The sequence below is a fragment of the Mitsuaria sp. CC2 genome, assembly GCF_048957715.1.
Classification (GTDB): domain Bacteria; phylum Pseudomonadota; class Gammaproteobacteria; order Burkholderiales; family Burkholderiaceae_C; genus Roseateles.
Genome location: NZ_JARVXN010000039.1, coordinates 13672 through 30561, shown reverse-complemented (window position 1 = coordinate 30561; position 16890 = coordinate 13672). Strand labels below are relative to the sequence as shown.

16 protein-coding genes and 1 pseudogene are annotated in these 16890 nt (G+C 68.2%); 3 read left to right on the top strand and 14 right to left on the bottom strand.

The genetic code is table 11. The features are described from left to right. Positions 1-2 precede the first annotated feature (2 nt). Entirely contained in the window at positions 3-917 is a 915-nt protein-coding gene (locus PV762_RS25360) for a DUF808 domain-containing protein (RefSeq protein WP_421037778.1), read from the bottom strand. A gap of 156 nt (positions 918-1073) precedes the next feature. On the opposite strand from PV762_RS25360, the gene PV762_RS25355 reads away from it, so the two are divergent. Further along, on the top strand, positions 1074-1556 hold the full coding sequence (locus PV762_RS25355) for a thioredoxin family protein (RefSeq protein ID WP_421037777.1): 483 nt from the start codon (positions 1074-1076) through the stop codon (positions 1554-1556). A 239-nt stretch (positions 1557-1795) separates the two neighbouring features. Continuing rightward, positions 1796-2626, top strand: coding sequence for a transposase (locus PV762_RS25350; RefSeq protein WP_088405009.1), 831 nt, complete (start codon positions 1796-1798; stop codon positions 2624-2626). Between the two features lie 15 nt (positions 2627-2641). Here PV762_RS25350 and PV762_RS25345 read toward each other — a convergent pair whose 3' ends face one another. The 7 genes and pseudogenes from PV762_RS25345 to PV762_RS25315 form a co-directional block, all read right to left on the bottom strand. After that, a complete protein-coding gene (locus tag PV762_RS25345; RefSeq protein ID WP_421037776.1) occupies positions 2642-3118 on the bottom strand; it encodes a hypothetical protein in 477 nt (158 codons plus the stop codon). Between the two features lie 194 nt (positions 3119-3312). Next, a complete protein-coding gene (gene glmU, locus PV762_RS25340) occupies positions 3313-4686 on the bottom strand; it encodes a bifunctional UDP-N-acetylglucosamine diphosphorylase/glucosamine-1-phosphate N-acetyltransferase GlmU (RefSeq protein WP_421037775.1) in 1374 nt (457 codons plus the stop codon). 86 nt (positions 4687-4772) lie between these two features. Further along, positions 4773-5414 carry a DUF4136 domain-containing protein gene (locus PV762_RS25335; protein ID WP_421037774.1) on the bottom strand — a complete coding sequence of 214 codons (642 nt, stop codon included), beginning with the start codon at positions 5412-5414 and terminating at the stop codon, positions 4773-4775. A 172-nt stretch (positions 5415-5586) separates the two neighbouring features. Next, a complete protein-coding gene (gene ttcA / locus PV762_RS25330; protein ID WP_421037773.1) occupies positions 5587-6609 on the bottom strand; it encodes a tRNA 2-thiocytidine(32) synthetase TtcA in 1023 nt (340 codons plus the stop codon). A 4-nt stretch (positions 6610-6613) separates the two neighbouring features. Further along, positions 6614-6982, bottom strand: coding sequence for a dihydroneopterin aldolase (locus PV762_RS25325; protein WP_421037791.1), 369 nt, complete (start codon positions 6980-6982; stop codon positions 6614-6616). Between the two features lie 87 nt (positions 6983-7069). Further along, a pseudogene (locus tag PV762_RS25320) lies at positions 7070-8038 on the bottom strand (NAD(P)/FAD-dependent oxidoreductase); the annotation flags it as partial. Positions 8039-8109: 71 nt separating this feature from the next. Then, on the bottom strand, positions 8110-9063 hold the full coding sequence (locus tag PV762_RS25315; protein WP_421037772.1) for a LysR substrate-binding domain-containing protein: 954 nt from the start codon (positions 9061-9063) through the stop codon (positions 8110-8112). Between the two features lie 131 nt (positions 9064-9194). On the opposite strand from PV762_RS25315, the gene PV762_RS25310 reads away from it, so the two are divergent. Further along, the gene (locus PV762_RS25310) at positions 9195-9992 is read left to right on the top strand and encodes an SDR family NAD(P)-dependent oxidoreductase (protein ID WP_421037771.1); all 798 of its coding nucleotides are present in this window, start codon (positions 9195-9197) and stop codon (positions 9990-9992) included. A gap of 36 nt (positions 9993-10028) precedes the next feature. Here the strand turns inward: PV762_RS25310 and PV762_RS25305 are convergent, their stop codons facing one another. From PV762_RS25305 to PV762_RS25280, 6 genes are all read right to left on the bottom strand, one after another. Continuing rightward, a complete protein-coding gene (locus tag PV762_RS25305; protein WP_421037770.1) occupies positions 10029-10859 on the bottom strand; it encodes an APH(3') family aminoglycoside O-phosphotransferase in 831 nt (276 codons plus the stop codon). A gap of 59 nt (positions 10860-10918) precedes the next feature. Further along, positions 10919-11440 (bottom strand): GNAT family N-acetyltransferase, encoded by a 522-nt coding sequence (locus tag PV762_RS25300; protein WP_421037769.1) that lies wholly within the window; start codon positions 11438-11440, stop codon positions 10919-10921. 42 nt (positions 11441-11482) lie between these two features. Continuing rightward, positions 11483-12091 (bottom strand): sulfite oxidase heme-binding subunit YedZ, encoded by a 609-nt coding sequence (locus tag PV762_RS25295; RefSeq protein WP_421037768.1) that lies wholly within the window; start codon positions 12089-12091, stop codon positions 11483-11485. After that, complete coding sequence (msrP, locus tag PV762_RS25290; RefSeq protein WP_421037767.1) at positions 12091-13083, bottom strand: protein-methionine-sulfoxide reductase catalytic subunit MsrP; 993 nt, start codon at positions 13081-13083, stop codon at positions 12091-12093. The genes PV762_RS25295 and msrP overlap by 1 nt, the downstream gene beginning before the upstream one ends. A gap of 111 nt (positions 13084-13194) precedes the next feature. Next, on the bottom strand, positions 13195-14562 hold the full coding sequence (gene ccsB / locus PV762_RS25285; protein ID WP_421037790.1) for a c-type cytochrome biogenesis protein CcsB: 1368 nt from the start codon (positions 14560-14562) through the stop codon (positions 13195-13197). A gap of 67 nt (positions 14563-14629) precedes the next feature. Beyond that, on the bottom strand, positions 14630-16768 hold the full coding sequence (locus PV762_RS25280; protein ID WP_421037765.1) for a cytochrome c biogenesis protein ResB: 2139 nt from the start codon (positions 16766-16768) through the stop codon (positions 14630-14632). Between the last annotated feature and the right edge of the window lie 122 nt (positions 16769-16890).

The window sequence follows — 16890 nt, the reverse complement described above, 5'->3', positions numbered from 1 at the left end:
CGTCATTCTCGGCGATGACGCAGGCGCTGGATACCGGTGACGACGGCCACCAGCACCGCGCCGGCCAGGATGCCCACGATCGCGTCGCCGAGCATCGCGACCACCGAGGCGGCCAGGCCGGTCAGTCCCCAGTCCTCGACCCGATGCTGGATCGCGTGATGCAGGACCGGTGCGCCGTGCGTCAGGATGCCGCCGCCGACCAGGAACATCGCCGCCGTGCCCGCGACCGACAGCGCCTTCATCAACCACGGCGCCAGCCACAGCAGCCCGCGACCCAGCGCCTGCTGCCAGGCGGCGGCCTTTCGGCTGAGCCAGAGGCCGGCGTCGTCCAGCTTGACGATGCCCGCGACCAGCCCGTAGACGCCGATCGTCATCACGATGGCGATTCCGGAGAGCACCAGCAGCCGCGTGGTGAACGTCGCGTCCGCCACCGTGCCCAGCGTGATCGCGATGATCTCGGCGGACAGGATGAAGTCGGTGCGGATCGCGCCCTTGACCTTGTCGCGTTCCAGCGCGGCGAGGTCGATGGCGGGGTTCTTGACCGCCTCGGACAGCGCCGCCTCGTGGGCATCGTCCTCGGCGGTGTGCAGCCACTTGTGGGCGAGCTTCTCGACCCCTTCGAAGCAGAGGTAGGCGCCGCCGATCATCAGCAGCGGCGTGACCAGCCAGGGCGCCCAGGCGCTGATGGCCAGCGCGGCCGGGACCAGGATGGCCTTGTTGAGCATCGAGCCCTTGAAGACGCCCCAGACCACCGGCAGTTCGCGGTCGGCGCTGACGCCGGTGACCTGCTGCGCGTTGAGCGCCAGATCGTCGCCCAGGACGCCGGACGTCTTCTTGGCGGCCATCTTGGAGAGCAGGGCCACGTCGTCCAGGACCGTGGTGATGTCGTCGAGCAGTGCGAGCAGGCTGGAGGCCATGGCGGAAGAGTCCCGTTCCCTGAAAGTGATGATTTGTGCGAAGCCCGCCTTTGTACCGCAAGCCGTTGGCCTTCCGGAGCCCGAACAGCGGTTTTCCGGTCCGCGCGGCCCCTTGCCGCCGTCACGGAATTGAAGCCGGTGGCACACTCCGGCGTCATGAAACGCCGCACCGCCTCCTTGCTGTTCGCCGCCGCGCTCGCCGCGGTGTCCGTGACCTCGGTCCACGCCGCCGACGCCGTCTCGGGACCCGGTCCCTACGACGAGCAGGCTGACGCCCGCGCCGACATCAACCATGCCGTCGCCCGCGCCGCCAGGGACGGCAAGCAGGTGCTGGTGGTCTACGGCGCCAACTGGTGCAAGGACTGCCTGGCGCTGAACAAGGGCTTCAGCGACGGCCACCTCGGCACTGCCGTGGACAAGCGCTTCGTGACGGTGAAGGTCAACGTCGGGCGCTTCGACAAGAACGTCGACGTCGCCAACCAGATGGGCGTGACGCTGAAGAAAGGCATCCCGACCGTGGCGGTGATCGGCGCGGACGGCCAGGTGCTTGGCACGACCAAGGGCGGGGAACTCGCCGACGCCCGCAACATGGGCGAGGACGCGGTCATGAAGGTGCTGGAGTCGCTCGGGAAGAGCTGAACCGGGACATGGTGCCCGACAGCGGGCGATCCATGCGTAGGCACGGATATCCAGGGCCCGGCCGGGGCTGTTGAGTCCTGACCCCCGCACGCTCCCGGTGAGCTGCAGGGCGGATCGGCGGAGCCTTCTGCACCGCAGCACGAGTCCAGGCCCCGCGATCAGGGGTCAAGTCTTGCGTCGAGGCCGGAATCCCGGCGCGGGCGCTTGTCTTTTGTGCGCTCATCGCCTATTTGTTGGGCATGGCCAGGCCGCTTCGCATCGAATTCCCCGGCGCCGTCTATCACGTGGCGACACGTGGGGATGCGCATGTGTTCTCCGACGACGAGGACCGTCAGGTGATGCTCGGCCTGATCCAGCAGGCGGCGGAACGCTTCGACGCCCAGGTGCTCGCCTACGGGCTGGGCCGGGAACACTACGAGCTGCTGCTCTTCACGCGGCAGGCGAATCTCTCCCGACTGATGCGCCATCTGAACGGCGTGTACACCCAGGCGCATAACCGGCGGCATGGGCAGATCGGGCATGTCTTCCAGGGCCGCTTCAAGGCGGTGCTGGTGGATCGGGAGCATCTGCTGCTCGATGCCTGCCGTTATGTGGAACTGATCGGAAGGCGTGCGGGGCTGGCGTCGTCGCCGACGGCCTGGCGCTGGAGCAGCCTGCAGGCGCACGCCGGCCTGGTGACCGCGCCGGAGTGGCTGGAGATCGACGGCCTCTGGACCAACGTCCTGGGCCGCGTGCCGCAGAACGCGGCGGATCGCCGCAAGGCGGCGCAGCGGTACCAGGCGATCGTGGAGTCGGAACCCGACCTCGACATCTGGAGCCAGCTGCGGCACCAGATCTTCCTGGGCGATGCCGCCTTTGTGCAACGCACCGTGCGGCTGAGCGAGCATCCGCCGCGCTCGCCGCGACCGCGTCGCTGGGGCGATTGGCTCAAGTCCAGCGGCAGCCGGGAAGAGGCGCTGTATCGCGCGCACACCGAAGGCGGTCAGTCGATGACTGAACTCGCGCGTGAGTTGGGACTTTCAGTGTCGCGAGTCAGCCGGCTCATTGCTGGCCATGAACGCCAGCGCTGAAAAGCGGCTGAAGTCTTAATGCAAAGCCCGGGCGGGAGCCGCGGGGCAAGCTGCCACCGAATCGTCTGACTCGGCCGCCTCGTTCCAGGCGGCCGTTGTCATGTCGCGAGCGGCGCTCAGCTGATGACAGAGTTCTGCGACGCCCAGGCCGTCCGCCTGGCCTTCCGGCATCGGCAGGGCCGACACCTCGGCCGGCAGATCTGCCAGCGCGCCCAGCAGCTGGAACAGCAGTTCCAGATCCGGCTCGGCGTCCGGCGCCCGTTGCTGGCGAGCCAGTCCCAGGCTGCGGCACAGGTAGAAGCAGGCTTCCGCGGCCTGATCCGACATCGCGTGCGACATCGCCAACTGCTCCAGCGACTCGGCCCGGGCCGCCTGGGCGGCCGGATCGTCCGAGCGGTCCGCCAACGCGTCCAGCACGGCGGACGCCGGGGGAACGGCGATCGCGTCGTCGTTCTGGGGCAGCAGCTTGGCAGCGGTTTTGGAGTTCGCCATAAGGATTCAGCTGGGGAACAGCGGTTCAGCCAATCAACGAAACGGATCCTAGGCAGTGACTGGCAAACGCGCCTCCCACGGCTCGGGGGGAACGCGCTCCAGTTCGGCCACCAGAGGCCGATACCCGGGAACTTGTCACACTTCGTGACACGAACAAGCCGAGCTTACGGCCTTTCATCGCCGATTTGGGTGAATCACTTCGCTTTCTTGGGGCGGCTCCAGCCCGAAATCACGGTTTGTCGGCCACGCGCCACAGCCAGGCCGCCGGGTTCGACATCCTTGGTGATGGTCGATCCGCCGCCGATGGTGGCCCCGTCGCCCAGGGTGACGGGCGCGACGAGCACGCAGTTCGAGCCCACGTGCACGTCCGCGCCGATGGTCGTGCGGTGCTTGTTGGCGCCGTCGTAGTTGGCCGTGATGCTGCCGGCGCCGTAGTTGACGCGCTCGCCGACGGTCGCGTCGCCCAGGTAGGCCAGGTGGTTGGCCTTGGCGCCCTTGGCCAGCGTCGAGTTCTTCACCTCGACGAAGTTGCCGATGTGGACCTCGGCACCCAGCTGCGCGCCCGGGCGCAGCCGCGCGAACGGGCCGATCAGCGCGCCTTCGCCGACGCTGGCGCCGGCGGCCTCGCCGTCGATGTGGGTGAACTCGTGGATGCGGGCGTTGGCGCCAATGGTGGCGTTGCGGATCACGCAGTTCGCGCCGATGCGCACGCCGTCGCCCAGCGTCACCTGGCCTTCGAAGATGCAGTTGACGTCGATCTCGACGTCCTTGCCGCAGGTGAGGGTGCCCCGCAGGTCGAAGCGGGAGGGGTCGGCCAGGCGCACGCCGGCCGTCATCAGCGCCTCGGCCTGGACAAGCTGGAAGCGACGCTCCAGCTGCGCCAGCTGCGACGGGCTGTTGACGCCCAGCACTTCGGTCTCGTCGCCCGTCTTCACGCCGACGACGGACACGCCTTCCGCCACCGCCATCGCGACGATGTCGGTCAGGTAGTACTCGCCTTGCGCGTTCTTGTTGTCGAGCTGGCTGACCCAGCGCTTCAGCGCTTCGGTTGGCGCGGCCATGATGCCGGTGTAGCACTCGCGGATGCCGCGCTGCGTCTCGCTGGCGTCCTTGTGTTCGACGATGGCCTCGACCTGCTCGCCCTCGCGGACGATGCGGCCGTAGCCGGTCGGATCAGCGTACTCGATGGTCAGCAGCACGAGCTTGTCGCCGCCGCAGGCCTCGACCAGCGCACGCGTGGTCGCGGTGCTGATCAGGGGCGTGTCGCCGCTCAGGATCAGCGTGGTGCCGCCGGCGACCAGCGCGGGGACGGTCTGCTGGATGGCGTGCCCGGTGCCTAGCTGCGGTTCCTGGCGCACGAAGCGCAGGCCCTCGCCGCCGACTGCCGCCTCAACCTGCTCGGCGCCGTGGCCGGTGATCACGATGCGTGCCTGGGCATCCAGCGCGGCGGTGTTGTCCAGCACGTGCCGGAGCAGCGCGCGGCCGGCCAGCTTGTGCAGCACCTTGGGCAGGCCGGACTTCATGCGGGTGCCCTTGCCCGCGGCCATGACGACGATGTTCAGCGACATAAGAAAAATCGCGGTTCCCTGTTGGAGAGACCGCGATTATCGGGGTCGCCGCGAAGCGCTGGACGGCGCTGCCGGAGCGGGCCGTCCTACTTCGACGGCGTCAGCTGCACGGTCACGCGGTGCGGCTCGGGCCGCGTCTGCGGGAAGTCCGTCAGCGAGGCCTCGAAGAGCGCGCCGAAGAGTTCCTTGCCGCCTTCGGTCAAACCGTCGTTGGAGGCGCGAGCCTCATACAGCGGCTCGTTGGTCTTGCGGTCGCGCAGGAGCATGGCGACCTCGCGGTCGTAGCGGCGCTCCATCATGGGGTCCATCGGGTACGAGTAGCCCCAGCGGCTGTAGTACGGACGCCAGGCCGGGCCGTAACGCCAGCCCCAGTAGCTGCCGTTCCAGCGCCACCACAGCGGGTCGTCCCACGGCGCCGGGCCGGAGCGGCTGACGCGCGCGCCCAGCGACACGACGACGTCGGCCGCCTTCGGGTCGGCGGACTCGGTGAAACCGGCCTTCAGCAGCGCGCCGCGGGCGGCGTCTTCGAGCGAGGCCTGGTTGGCCTCGTTGCGCTGCTGCGAGGGCAGGCGCTCGAAGGTGAAGGTGCCGGGCTGCCGGCCCGCCGGCCAGCTGCCGAAAGTCTGCGCATCCGCGGAGACGCTATTCAGGGCGGCGCAGCCGGTGAGGGAGAGCGCCGCCGCGGCGCCCAGGCTCAGCAGGGCGACTCGACGATTCAAGGTGAACATGGAGACCTCCAGTCGGATACCGCGATGGACCGTCGACCAGGGCATGTGTCGCGCCCGGCGACGCCGATCTTCGGCGTGACAGTCCAACGATTGTGGCCCCGGGCGGTTGACCTGCGCGTGTTGACGGCGTGACGGTGCGGTAAGCGGCGGGTTTCTCTTGGTTGGACGTTGTTCAGTCGTCGGCGGCCGAGTAGGCCTCGCCCGCGTCGTCGACGGGGGCCGGGACTTGCCCCTTGGCGCCCGGACGGATGATGTTGACGACGCCGGTGGCCGGCGCCGGGGTACCGCACTGCTCGTCTTCATCGAAGGCGATGTCGCCGTCCGCCACCGGCGCGCCGGTCGCCTTGATCGTCTCGAAGGGGAACAGCTCGCGGTCCATCATGTGCGAGGTCACGATGTTGCCCATCGCGGTGAACATGTTGTCCACGCGGCCGGGGAAGCGCTTGTCCCAGTCCTGCAGCATGGCCTTGACGGTGGCGCGCTGCAGGTTGGGCTGGCTGCCGCAGAGGTTGCACGGGATGATGGGGAATTCGCGATGCTCGGCCCAGCGCTCGAGGTCGGATTCCTTCACGTAGGCCAGCGGGCGGATGACGACGTTCTTGCCGTCGTCGCTGACCAGCTTGGCGGGCATGCCCTTCATGCGGCTGCCGAAGAACATGTTCAGCATCAGCGTGGTGACGATGTCGTCGCGGTGGTGGCCGAGCGCGATCTTGGTCGCGCCGAGCTCGCCCGCCACGCGGTACAGGATGCCGCGGCGCAGGCGCGAGCACAGCGAGCAGGTCGTCTTGCCCTCGGGCACCAGGCGCTTGACGATGGAGTAGGTGTCCTGCTCCTCGATGTGGAAGTCCACGCCGCGCGACTTCAGGTAGGCGGGCAGGATGTCCTCGGGGAAGCCGGGCTGCTTCTGGTCGAGGTTGACGGCCACGATGCTGAACTTGATCGGCGCGCGGTCGCGCAGGTTGATCAGGATGTCCAGCAGCGAGTAGCTGTCCTTGCCGCCGGACACGCAGACCATGACCTTGTCGCCGTCCTCGATCATGTTGAAGTCGCCGATCGCCTGGCCGACCTGGCGGTGCAGGCGCTTCGAGAGCTTGTTCATCTCGTGCGCGTGCTTCTTGGCAGCCTCGGAAGCCTGGATGGCCTCGGCGGCCCTGGCATCGATGTCGGTGGCGGAGGAGAGGATTTCAGTTGTCATGGGATCACCACTGGCCGCATTCGGCAGAGATTGCGACTTGGCAGTCGGGGAAGATTTCGAGCTTGGTCACCTTGATGCGCACGCCCACCACGCCGGGCAGCTTCATCAGCCGGACGCAGAGCTTGCCCAGCAGGGCTTCGAGCAGGTCGGTGTGTTCCGCGGTGCACTCGTCGATGATGATGGTGCGCACGCGGCGATAGTCCAGCACGTGGCCGATGTCGGCGTCGCGCGAGACGATGGTCTGCGCGCCGAGGTTGATCTCGGCGTCGACCAGGATGGGCTGGGGGCCCTCGCGCTCGAAGTCGAGCACGCCGAGGTTGGCGCCGAAGCGCAGCCCGTTGATGTGGATGACCTGGCGGTTGTTGCGGCGCAGCGCCGGGGGCGGCTGCGATTCGCGCAGCGGGCGCAGGAAGGCTTCGATCTGCTTGGCCGCGACGACGCCGTCGCCCAGCGCCGTCTGCACGCAGGGATGCTGGCGGCCGCTGGCGTCGCCGGCGACGAACAGGCCCAGCACGCCGAAACGCGGCTCGTCGCGGAAAGGCTGCGACGGCGCGGTGACGCCGGCGCGCTGCAGCGCATCGGCCACGAGCAGCCAGGCGGAAGGTGCGGGCTCGTAGCCGAGCAGCACGGCGACGTGGTCGAAATGCTCCTCGCCGTAGGCCTTGGAGGTCACGGTCACACCGTCGGGCGAGGCGACCACCGCGGTCGGCAGCGCCTGGGCGGGCCGGCGGCGCAAACCGGGTGCGCCGTCGAGCTGCTGGATCAGATGACTCTGCGCGCGCCATTCGGAGCGCGACCACAGCGTGACCGCGTGACCGCGACCGGCGAGGTACAGCGCGTTCTCGATGGCGTTGTCGCCGCCGCCGAGCAGCAGCACCTTGCCCGGGGGCAGGCGGTCGCGGACGGCGGTCAGCTCGATGGCGTCGAGCACGCGATCGTGGCGGTCCCGCTCGGGATAGAGCGGCGACGGATGACGCGGGGTCAGGCCGGTGGCGAGCAGCAGCGAGCGCGCGCGCAGCGGCCGCAGGTTGCCGGTGGCGGCGGGTTCGGCGGTGTCGCCGGCCTGCGCGGCAAAGGCGGGACCGCCGTCGAGGTAGAGCGTCCACCCCTGCTCGGCCTGCCAGTCGAGGGTGTTCACCGTCTGGCCGAGCACCGTGTGCACGCCCGCTTGCGCGGCGGCGTGGCTGGCATAGCGCTCGCCCAGTTCGGCGAGCGATTCGCCGGGGGCGCCGAGCAGCCAGTCCTGCTGGTAGTCGAGTGGCCGCAGGCTGTCGCACAGGCGCGGGGCCTGCTCGATCAGCGCGACGCTCAGGCCCAGCTGCGTGAGCCAGCTCGCGGCGCTGCAGCCCGCCGGACCGCCGCCGATGATGGCGGCGTCGACGAGCGCGGGCAGGCTGGCGGGCAGTCGGTCTGGCGTGGGCTGGGACATGAGGGGACAAGACGAGGCGGGAGAGGGCGCGGTTGCCGCGGCCGCCGATGGGCGCCGGAGCAAACCCGTGATTATCCCGGAAGGGCGCCGGAATGACCCATCGGGGGCCTTGCTGCGCCGGATTCCGCCACCAGGCCCTCCTGGACGCGCGCCACGACCCAGTCGATGAACACCCGCACGCGCGGCATCATCTGCCGCTGCTTGGCGAACATCACGGAGACCGGCATCGGCGGCGGCGGGGTCTGCGGCAGCAACTCGATCAGTTCGCCGGATGCCAGCAGCGAGGCGACACCGAAGCGCGGGCATTGGATGAGCCCGAGGCCCTGCAGACAGCAGGCGCGATAGGCCGGCGCCGAGGTGACGCAGACGGGGCCGCGCATCGTGAGCGTCTGCAGCTTGTCGTCGACGAGGAACTCGAACGGCGCCACACGACCGGTCGCGCTGGACTGGAAGTTCACCGCCTGATGCTGGCGCAGCGCGTCGATGCTCGCGGGCAGGCCGTGCGCGGCGACGTACTCGCGGCTGGCGCAGGTGACGGACGGGAGGTCGGCGATGCGACGTGCCACCAGGCCTGACTCCTGCGGCGTGCCGCCGCGGAGCACGCAGTCGACGCCTTCGCGGACGAGGTCGACCAGCCGGTCCCCTGTGCCGACGATGAGTTCGATGCCGGGATAGCGCTTGCAGAAATCGCCCAGATGCGGGAACACGAAAGCGGCGGCGAGCCCGGCCTGCAGGTCGACGCGCAGCCGGCCGCGCGGCTGCTGGGCGGCCTCGCCGAGCACGGCTTCAGCCTGCTCGACCTCCTCCAGCACGCGCCGGCAGCGCTCGTAGTAGAGATGGCCTTCAGGCGTCGGGCTCACATGGCGCGTCGAGCGCGCCAGCAGGCGCGCTCCGAGCCGCTTCTCGAGGGCCTGGACGGCGTAGGTCACGTTCGAGCGCGGCAGATCCAGCTCCTCGGCGGCGGCGGTGAAGCTGCCGAGGTCCACGATGCGCGTGAACAGGTGCATGGCGTCGATGCGGTCCATGGGGCCTCCGGACTGAATCCGCCGATTGTGCAATTCAGTTGGACATTGATGTCGATATTGAACGATTTATCTGTCCGATCGAAACGCTCAGCATTCGGGCTTCTTCCTCACTGCCTTCAAGGAGTCCGACCATGAGCATCAACGCCAACGCCGCAACCACTGCCGCAGCGACTTCCACTCGCATCGCACTGATCACTGGCGCCAACCGCGGCATCGGCCGAGCCACAGCTATGCGGTTGGCCCGCGATGGCTTCGACGTGATCGTCACCTACCGCTCGCACCGTGAGGAGGCCGAGGAGGTCGTCCGCGAGATCGGCCAGCTCGGACGCCGCGCGGTGGCGCTGCCGCTGGACGTGTCGCGCGTGGCGGGCTTCGGTGCATTCGTCGACGGCGTGCACGACGTGCTGCGCGAGACCTGGCACCGCGAGGCCTTCGACGTCCTGATCAACAACGGCGGCGTGCAGGTCGCGCAACCGACGCTGCAGGCGACGCCCGAGGCCTTCGATCAACTGGTCGACGTGCACTTCAAGGGCGTGTTCTTCCTGACGCAGCAACTGGTGCCGCTGATCGCAAATCCGGGCGCGATCGTCAACATCTCCAGCGGCACCGCGCGCTTCTACGTGCCGGAGCGTGCCATCTACAGTGCGGTGAAGGGCGCGGTGGAGGTGCTGTCGCGTTACCTGGCGACCGAGCTGGGACCGCGCGGCATCACGGTGAACGTCATCGCGCCGGGCGCGGTGGCGACCGATTTCAGCGGCGGGATGCTGCGCTCCAGCGAGCAGCTGCAGAAGCACATCGCGTCGCTGACGCCGCTGGGTCGCTTCGGTGTCGCCGACGACGTCGCCGGCGCGATCGCCGCGCTGGTGAGCGAAGGCAACCGCTTCGTCACCGGGCAGCGGATCGAGGTGTCGGGCGGGGTGCACCTCTGAAGCGTCCGGAACGGCGGAGGCTACCGGTGCGCCGCCTCAGAAACACTCGTCGAGCAGCAGGTGGAAGTCGAGCTTGCGCAGGTCCGGCTCGGCAATCCCGTACGCGCTGAACAGCGTGTTGCGCAGCGCCGGATCGAATTCGTCGAGGCAGTTCGCCAGGATCGCGAGATCGCGGTAGCGATCCGCGATGCCTGCCCGGCCGAGATCGATCACGCCGACGACGTCACCGGCTTCATTCATGAGGATGTTGTCGAGCGAGAAGTCGCCGTGGCTCACCACCGGGTCTTCGGTAAACGGCAGCATGGCGTTGATCGCGGCCCAGACTTGCTGCGGCGTCCAACCTTGACGCGCCTCATCGAAGTCGTCGGCATCGATGAGTCCTGCGTCGAGGCGCTGCTGAGCGAGATCGAGTTCCAGGAGGTGGTTCGCACTGAACGGGCAGGACTGGACAGGCAGTCCGTGCAGGTCGCGAAGCAGGCGTCCAAGGGCGGTCACGATCGCTGCGGCGCGCGCGGGATCGTCGGCGAGCCATTCGTAGGCGGTGCGGCCGGGCAGGGCGCGGGTCAGCAACCGGGCGGAGCCGTCGGTCCAGTCGAAGTGCTCGATGCGAGGCGTCGGCCAGCGATCGGCGAACCACCGCAGGCGGGCGAATTCATCCACGATGGCGTCTGCCGCGTCGCTGTCGCCGACCTTGAGGTACAGCGTCGGTGCGCCGGATCGATGCAGCCGGTACACGGTCGCGCCGGCTTCTCCGACGAGGTTGCGGTGCCAGTCGTAGCCGGCGAGTCTGGCCGCGAGGGCCGATGGCAATTCAGGCGCGTGGGTCGGGATCTCTCTCGGAGCGTCGGACGCGTCGTGGTCGGTCATGAAGCGCGGTGATGCGTGGAGGACCGGATGAGTATCGGCGGGCGGCGCTGATTCGCCGTTCAGCGCCCCGGCGCCCGGCACTCGAAATACAGCATGTCCTCCCACTCGTCGTGGAGCTGGAAGCTGCGTGTCGAGCGGCCGAATTCGGTGAAACCGTTGCGTTGCAGGACCTGGATCGAGCCCGCATTCCCGGCGCGTGCCTTGGCCTCGACGCGGACCAGGCCCAGCTCGCCGAATGCTTTCTCAAGCACGAGGCGAACCGCCTCCTTTGCGTAGCCCTTGCCGTTCTCGCTCTCCGCGATGCGGTAGCCGAGTTCGCACGAGTGGTAGTGCTTGCGCTTGATCTGGCTGAGATTGATGCGGCCGATCAGCGCGCCCGCGATGTCGCGGATCAGGAACTGATGCCCCGTGTCCGCCTCAGCCTCCCGACGCGCGGTCGCGATGGCGGACTCGATGCCGCCGTCGGCGTAGTACGACGCCGGCCTCGCGTTGATGTGGGCCTCGAAGAACGCGCGGTTGCCGACTTCGAATCGGCGCAGGTCGGAAAGGTCCCGCTCGGAGACAGGGTGGAGGTTCAGCATGGGCGCCGAGCATAGCGGCGCATGGATCCACCTGCCGTCAGGTCACCGCTTGACGCGCTTCCACACCCGCCACCCGAGCAGCACCGCCAGGATCGTCCCGTACACGATGGGTTCGGCGAAGTTGTTCTTCCCCGCGCGCATCCAGATGAAGTGCATGAGGCCGACGATCGCGATCGCGTAGACCAGCTTGTGCAGCATCTGCCAGCGTGCGGCGCCCAGCGCCTTGATCGCCCGGTTGAACGAGGTCGCCGCCAGCGGCACCAGCAGCAGCCAAGCCACAAAGCCCATCAGGATGAACGGCCGCTTGGCGATGTCGCGCAGGATGTCGGGGAAGTCCAGGCTCTTGTCGAGCCAGCCGTAGGCCAACAGGTGCAGGCTCGCGTAGAAGAACGCGAACAGGCCCAGCATCCGCCTGAAACGTGCCAGCGTCGGCTGGTTGAACCAGGTGCGCACCGGCGTCACCGCGAGCGTGATCCACAGGAAACGCAGCGTCCAGTCGCCCAGGCCCCGGATCAGCGTCTCCGCCGGATTCGCTCCGAGCAGGTCCGGCTGCGCGACCGCCCCGAACACGTACCAGCCCAGCGGCAGCAGGCACAGCACGAAGAGCACGACCTTCGCTGCCGGATGCAGCAGCGGATGACGCTTCTTCATCAGAAGTTCTTCTTCAGATCCATGCCGGCATACAGCTGCCCGACCTGCGCCTCGTAGCCGTTGAACATCAAGGTCTGGCGGCGCTTGGCGAAGAGCCCGTCCTCGCCGATGCGGCGCTCGGTGGCCTGGCTCCAGCGCGGGTGGTCCACCTGCGGGTTCACGTTGGAGAAGAAGCCGTACTCCTGCTGCGCCGCCTTGGTCCAGCTGCTCACCGGCTGCTTCTCGACGAAGCGGATCTTGACGATGGACTTGGCCGACTTGAAGCCGTACTTCCACGGCACCACCAGCCGCAGCGGCGCGCCGTTCTGGTTCGGCAGCACTTCGCCGTACAGACCGAAGGCCATCAGCGTCAGCGGGTTCATGGCCTCGTCGATGCGCAGGCCCTCGACATACGGCCAGTCCAGCACGCCCGAGCGCACGCCCGGCATCTGCGCCTTGTCCGCCAGCGTCGTGAACTCGACGTACTTCGCCTTGCCCGTTGGCTCCGCCTTCTTCAGCAGCTCCGCCAGCGAATACCCCACCCACGGGATCACCATCGACCAGCCCTCGACGCAGCGCAGCCGATAGACGCGCTCTTCCATCGGGGCGACCTTCAGCAGGTCCTCCAGGCCGAAGCGGCCAGGCTTGGCGCACTCGCCCTCGATGACGACCGACCAGGGCCGCGGCTTGAGCGTGTGCGCGTTCTCGGCGGGATCCGACTTGTCGGTGCCAAACTCGTAGAAGTTGTTGTACGAGGTGACGTCCTTGTAGGCCGTCAGCTTCTCCATCACGGTCGCGCCCGGAACGGTGCTCTTCACGCCGGGCAGCTTCGCCAGCTTGCCGGGGCCGGCGGTCTGCGCGCCGGCGGCATCGGACAGGCCGCTCAGGCCCAGGCCGGTCAGCCCGAGCGCGCCGGCCGACTTCAGCCAGTCGCGGCGGCTGTCGTAAAGCTCGCGGGAAGTGATCTCGGAAGACGGGATGCGCTGACCGTCGCGGGGCTTGTGGAAATGCATGGCGGACCTCGAGGGAAGGAAGGTTCGAACCTTACGCTGCTGGCTGAAGGTTTTCATGAGGGCGTGCTTAAGCAGCCCCTCCGCCCCCCCGGTTCGGGCGCCCCGTGCGCCTTACAGCGTCCCGTACGAGTGCAGCCCCGACAGGAACATGTTCACGCCCAGGAAGGCGAAGGTGGTGACCAGCAACCCGATCAGCGCCCACCAGGCGCTGACCACGCCGCGCAGGCCTTTCATCAGTCGCATGTGCAGCCAGGCCGCGTAGTTCAGCCAGACGATCAGCGCCCAGGTTTCCTTCGGGTCCCAGCTCCAGTAGCCGCCCCAGGCTTCCGCCGCCCAGAACGCGCCCAGGATGGTCGCGATGGTGAAGAACGCGAAGCCCAGCGCGATGGCCTTGTAGGCCAGGTCGTCCAGCACCGTCAGCGACGGCAGACGCGCCGTCAGCGGCCCGCGCAGCGCGACGCTCGCCGCCAGGAACACCGCCACGCCGGCCATCTTGCCGGCCCAGCCGTTCAGACCCGTGGCGATCTCCGGCGAGACGTTCGCGCCGAAGCGGAAACCCACCAGCACCAGCACCAGACCCACCGGCACGCCGATCAGTCCGATCACCAGCGCGCGCGGCGTCGCCGTCTTCAGCAGCGTCGCCAGGGCCACCATCGCCGCCATCGCGAAGCTGCCGTACCCGATGAAGTTCGCAGGGACGTGGATCTTCATCCACCAGCTCTGCAGCGCCGGAACCAACGGCTGGATCTCGTGCGCCTCGCGGGCCATCGTGTACCAGAGCAGGAAACCCACCGCCGCGCTCACCACCAGCATCACGTACGCCCCCAGCGCCCGCGTCGCGAAACGCTGCTCGTAGTAGAGGTACATCAGCGTCGTCAGCCAGGTGAAGAGGACGAACACCTCGTACAGGTTGCTGACCGGGATGTGACCGATGTCGGGCGCGATCTGGTGACTCTCGAACCAGCGCACCATGGTGCCGATCAGCGCCATGCCGACGGCGCCCCAGGCCAGCCGGGTGCCGATCGCCTCGGCCGCGCTCTCGCCGTCCTTCTTCAGGAAGCCCATCCAGTAGAACAAGGTGCTCATCCACACCAGCACGCTCATCCACAGGATCGCGCTCTGGCTGGACAGCATGTACTTCAGGAAGAACACCTTCTCGCCGGCCGCCAGGTCGGCGCCGAAGCCGTCGGTCTGGCGCAGGTAGAGCTGGATCGCGAAGAGGCTGGTCGCCCCCACGATCAGGCAGAGCAGCCGCAGCGGCCGCCAGAACCAGCCCAGCGCGATCAGCGCCGGCGTGGCGCCGGCCAGGATGCCCTTCTCGTAGACGTCCATCGAGGCGTGGTAGCGGCTGAACGCGAAACCGGCGCCCAGCAGCACCAGCGCCGCGAAGATCCAGTCGAAGGCATTGCGACCCTGGAAGTAGCCGCGCTTGCCGATGACCAGCGAGCGCGTCGGGGTGCCTTCGCTGGCCCCCGGCATCTGCGACGGCAGTTGCGAGGACGGGTGGGACGGCAGGTGGGACGGATCCGCGGTGGTGGTGTTCATGTCAGGCCTCCTCATGCAGCAGGCGCTGCTTGAGCGATTCGAATTCGACGGGCAGGTCGGGGGTGTCCCGGTTGCTGGACAGCGCCATGCGGATCCGGGTCTGTTCGTTGCGGCCCGGGGCGGCTTCCAGCCACAGCCACAGGCGACGTTCCTTGACGTAGAGCATCGCAAACACGCCGATGATCAGCAATACCGCTCCGAGGTAGACCAGTGTCTGCCCTGGTGCGCGGGTCACCTGGAACACGCTGGCCTGCACCTGCTGGAAGTCGTCCAGTTGGATGACCACCGGCGAGGGGTAGAACATCGCGTCCGACAGCGACAGCACCGACTGCGTCATGAAGGTCTGCGTGGCTTCGCCCGGCCCGGGCGCGGGGCGGCCGAGCTGCTCCTCGGCCTGCTTGTGGAGTTCGAACAGCGCGCCGTTGAGGATACGCAGCAGGACCTCGGACACACGCGAGCGTTCGCCTTCCGGCACTTCACGTTCGACGAACTGCGACAGCGCCGGCAGGCCGCCCATCGCCGCGCCCTGCGCGGGCGCGTCGGCCTTCAGCCCTTCCGCGCCGGCGAACAGCGTCAGCGTGCGCAAGGCGGTCGCTTCCAGCTGCGCCTGCATCGCCGGCTTGTCCGCCGGGCTGGCGCCCAGCGCATAGCGCCGGGCCGCCTGCAGCCGCTGCGCCGGATCGGCCAGCGCGCGCCGCAGCGCCAGCCAGCCTTCCATGCTGTCCTTGGCGTCCACCGGCACCCGCAGGTAGCGGAAGCTGTCCGACAGCGTGTCGCGCACGCCGAGCAGGTAGACCCGGTGGCCGTCCAGCTCCAGCGGCAGCATGTAGTTGCTGTATTCGCGGGCCTGGCCGCTGGCGTCGCGCAGCTTGTAGCTGAACGACGGACCGACGTTGCGCAGCGTCTTCTTGCCTTCGTTGTTGGCGCCCGAACCCAGGTGCTGCTCCAGCCGGCCGACCAGGTCGACCTTGCGCACGTCGGTGCCGTTCTTGTCCTTGCCGTCGTCGGCGAAGTTCTCGACGTTGATGACGCGCAGTCCGGTGAATTCGAGCCCGTACTTCTCGCCGTCCGCCGTCAGCGTCGTCGTGCCGTTGACCTTGCCGTCCAGCGGCGTGTCATGCGGCGCCTGCAGCGCGCGCAGCTTCAGCTTCAGCGAGGAACCGCCGTCCTCGAAGCTGCTCTGGTAGAGCGTGACGCCGCGGTAGGTCACCGGCTCGTTGACCTTGACCGTGGCCGTGGTCGAACTGCCGTCGCGGCGGTCGTGCAGGACGACGTCGCTCGCGAACAGCTTGGGCATGCCGGTCGAGTAGTACTCGACGATGAACTTCTTCAGCTCGACGTCGAAGGGCAGGTCCTGCACCACGACGCCGCTGGGCATGGAGATCAGCGCGTTGGACGAACGGCTGCCCTCGGGCACGTACAGGTTGCCGCGGAAGCTGGGGTTGGCTGGGGTCAGCCGGTTGACGTCGGTGACCTGGGTGAGGTCGTCGCCCTGGTAGATCTGCTTGCCCTGCGCCCACATCATGACGCGCACGACCAGGTCGCCGTCGAACAGCCCGCCCAGGCAGATCAGCACGATGGCCGAATGCGCGGCCAGATAGCCGATCTTGTGCGCCGAGCCCTTGCGCGCGCCGATCATGACGCCGCCGTTGCGCACCTGCGCGCGAGCCTTCCAGCCCTCGGCGCTCAGCCAGGCGTTGACTTGCCCGAGCGCGGCCTCCGGATTCATGTGCAGGTAACCCAGCGCCTTGTGCTTGAAGGCCTGGATCGATTGCTCGCGCATCGTCTCCTTGTAGGTCTTCAGGTCGCGCAGGATCTTGGGCGTATGCCGCGCGATGCACAGGCTGGTCGAGACGACCAGGAAACCCAGCATCAGCAGGAACCACCAGGCGCTGTAGACCGTGTAGAGGTCGAACTTGCCGAACAGCTCCGACCAGAACGGTCCGAACTGGTTGACGTAGTTCGGCATCGGCTGGCGCTGCTGCACCACGGTGCCGATCACGGAGGCGATGCACAGCACCGTCAGCAGCGCGATGGCGAAGCGCATCGACGCCACCAGCTCCATCGCGTCGTCGAGCGCGACGCGCGCAACCGCCTGGGCTGTCAGCCTGCGGGAACTCTCGGGGGACTTCTCGGTCATGGCCGGCATTCTCGTTGCCCCGGGTGACGAATCGGGCGAGGGCCGGCAAAAGCGAAGGCCGGTGATCGGATCACCGGCCTCGTTCGTCGGAACCTTCCCCGAAAGGTGCCCCGCGGGCGATC

What these genes read in the sequence shown, in the direction of transcription:
- ttcA (WP_421037773.1), bottom strand. Translation starts at nt 6,609, where the DNA reads ATGACAACTGAAATCCTCTCCTCCGCCACCGACATCGATGCCAGGGCC.
- PV762_RS25355 (WP_421037777.1), top strand. Translation starts at nt 1,074, where the DNA reads ATGAAACGCCGCACCGCCTCCTTGCTGTTCGCCGCCGCGCTCGCCGCG.
- PV762_RS25360 (WP_421037778.1), bottom strand. Translation starts at nt 917, where the DNA reads ATGGCCTCCAGCCTGCTCGCACTGCTCGACGACATCACCACGGTCCTG.
- ccsB (WP_421037790.1), bottom strand. Translation starts at nt 14,562, where the DNA reads ATGCCGGGGGCCAGCGAAGGCACCCCGACGCGCTCGCTGGTCATCGGC.
- PV762_RS25280 (WP_421037765.1), bottom strand. Translation starts at nt 16,768, where the DNA reads ATGACCGAGAAGTCCCCCGAGAGTTCCCGCAGGCTGACAGCCCAGGCG.
- PV762_RS25350 (WP_088405009.1), top strand. Translation starts at nt 1,796, where the DNA reads ATGGCCAGGCCGCTTCGCATCGAATTCCCCGGCGCCGTCTATCACGTG.
- PV762_RS25300 (WP_421037769.1), bottom strand. Translation starts at nt 11,440, where the DNA reads ATGCTGAACCTCCACCCTGTCTCCGAGCGGGACCTTTCCGACCTGCGC.
- PV762_RS25315 (WP_421037772.1), bottom strand. Translation starts at nt 9,063, where the DNA reads ATGGACCGCATCGACGCCATGCACCTGTTCACGCGCATCGTGGACCTC.
- glmU (WP_421037775.1), bottom strand. Translation starts at nt 4,686, where the DNA reads ATGTCGCTGAACATCGTCGTCATGGCCGCGGGCAAGGGCACCCGCATG.
- PV762_RS25345 (WP_421037776.1), bottom strand. Translation starts at nt 3,118, where the DNA reads ATGGCGAACTCCAAAACCGCTGCCAAGCTGCTGCCCCAGAACGACGAC.
- PV762_RS25305 (WP_421037770.1), bottom strand. Translation starts at nt 10,859, where the DNA reads ATGACCGACCACGACGCGTCCGACGCTCCGAGAGAGATCCCGACCCAC.
- PV762_RS25335 (WP_421037774.1), bottom strand. Translation starts at nt 5,414, where the DNA reads ATGTTCACCTTGAATCGTCGAGTCGCCCTGCTGAGCCTGGGCGCCGCG.
- PV762_RS25295 (WP_421037768.1), bottom strand. Translation starts at nt 12,091, where the DNA reads ATGAAGAAGCGTCATCCGCTGCTGCATCCGGCAGCGAAGGTCGTGCTC.
- msrP (WP_421037767.1), bottom strand. Translation starts at nt 13,083, where the DNA reads ATGCATTTCCACAAGCCCCGCGACGGTCAGCGCATCCCGTCTTCCGAG.
- PV762_RS25310 (WP_421037771.1), top strand. Translation starts at nt 9,195, where the DNA reads ATGAGCATCAACGCCAACGCCGCAACCACTGCCGCAGCGACTTCCACT.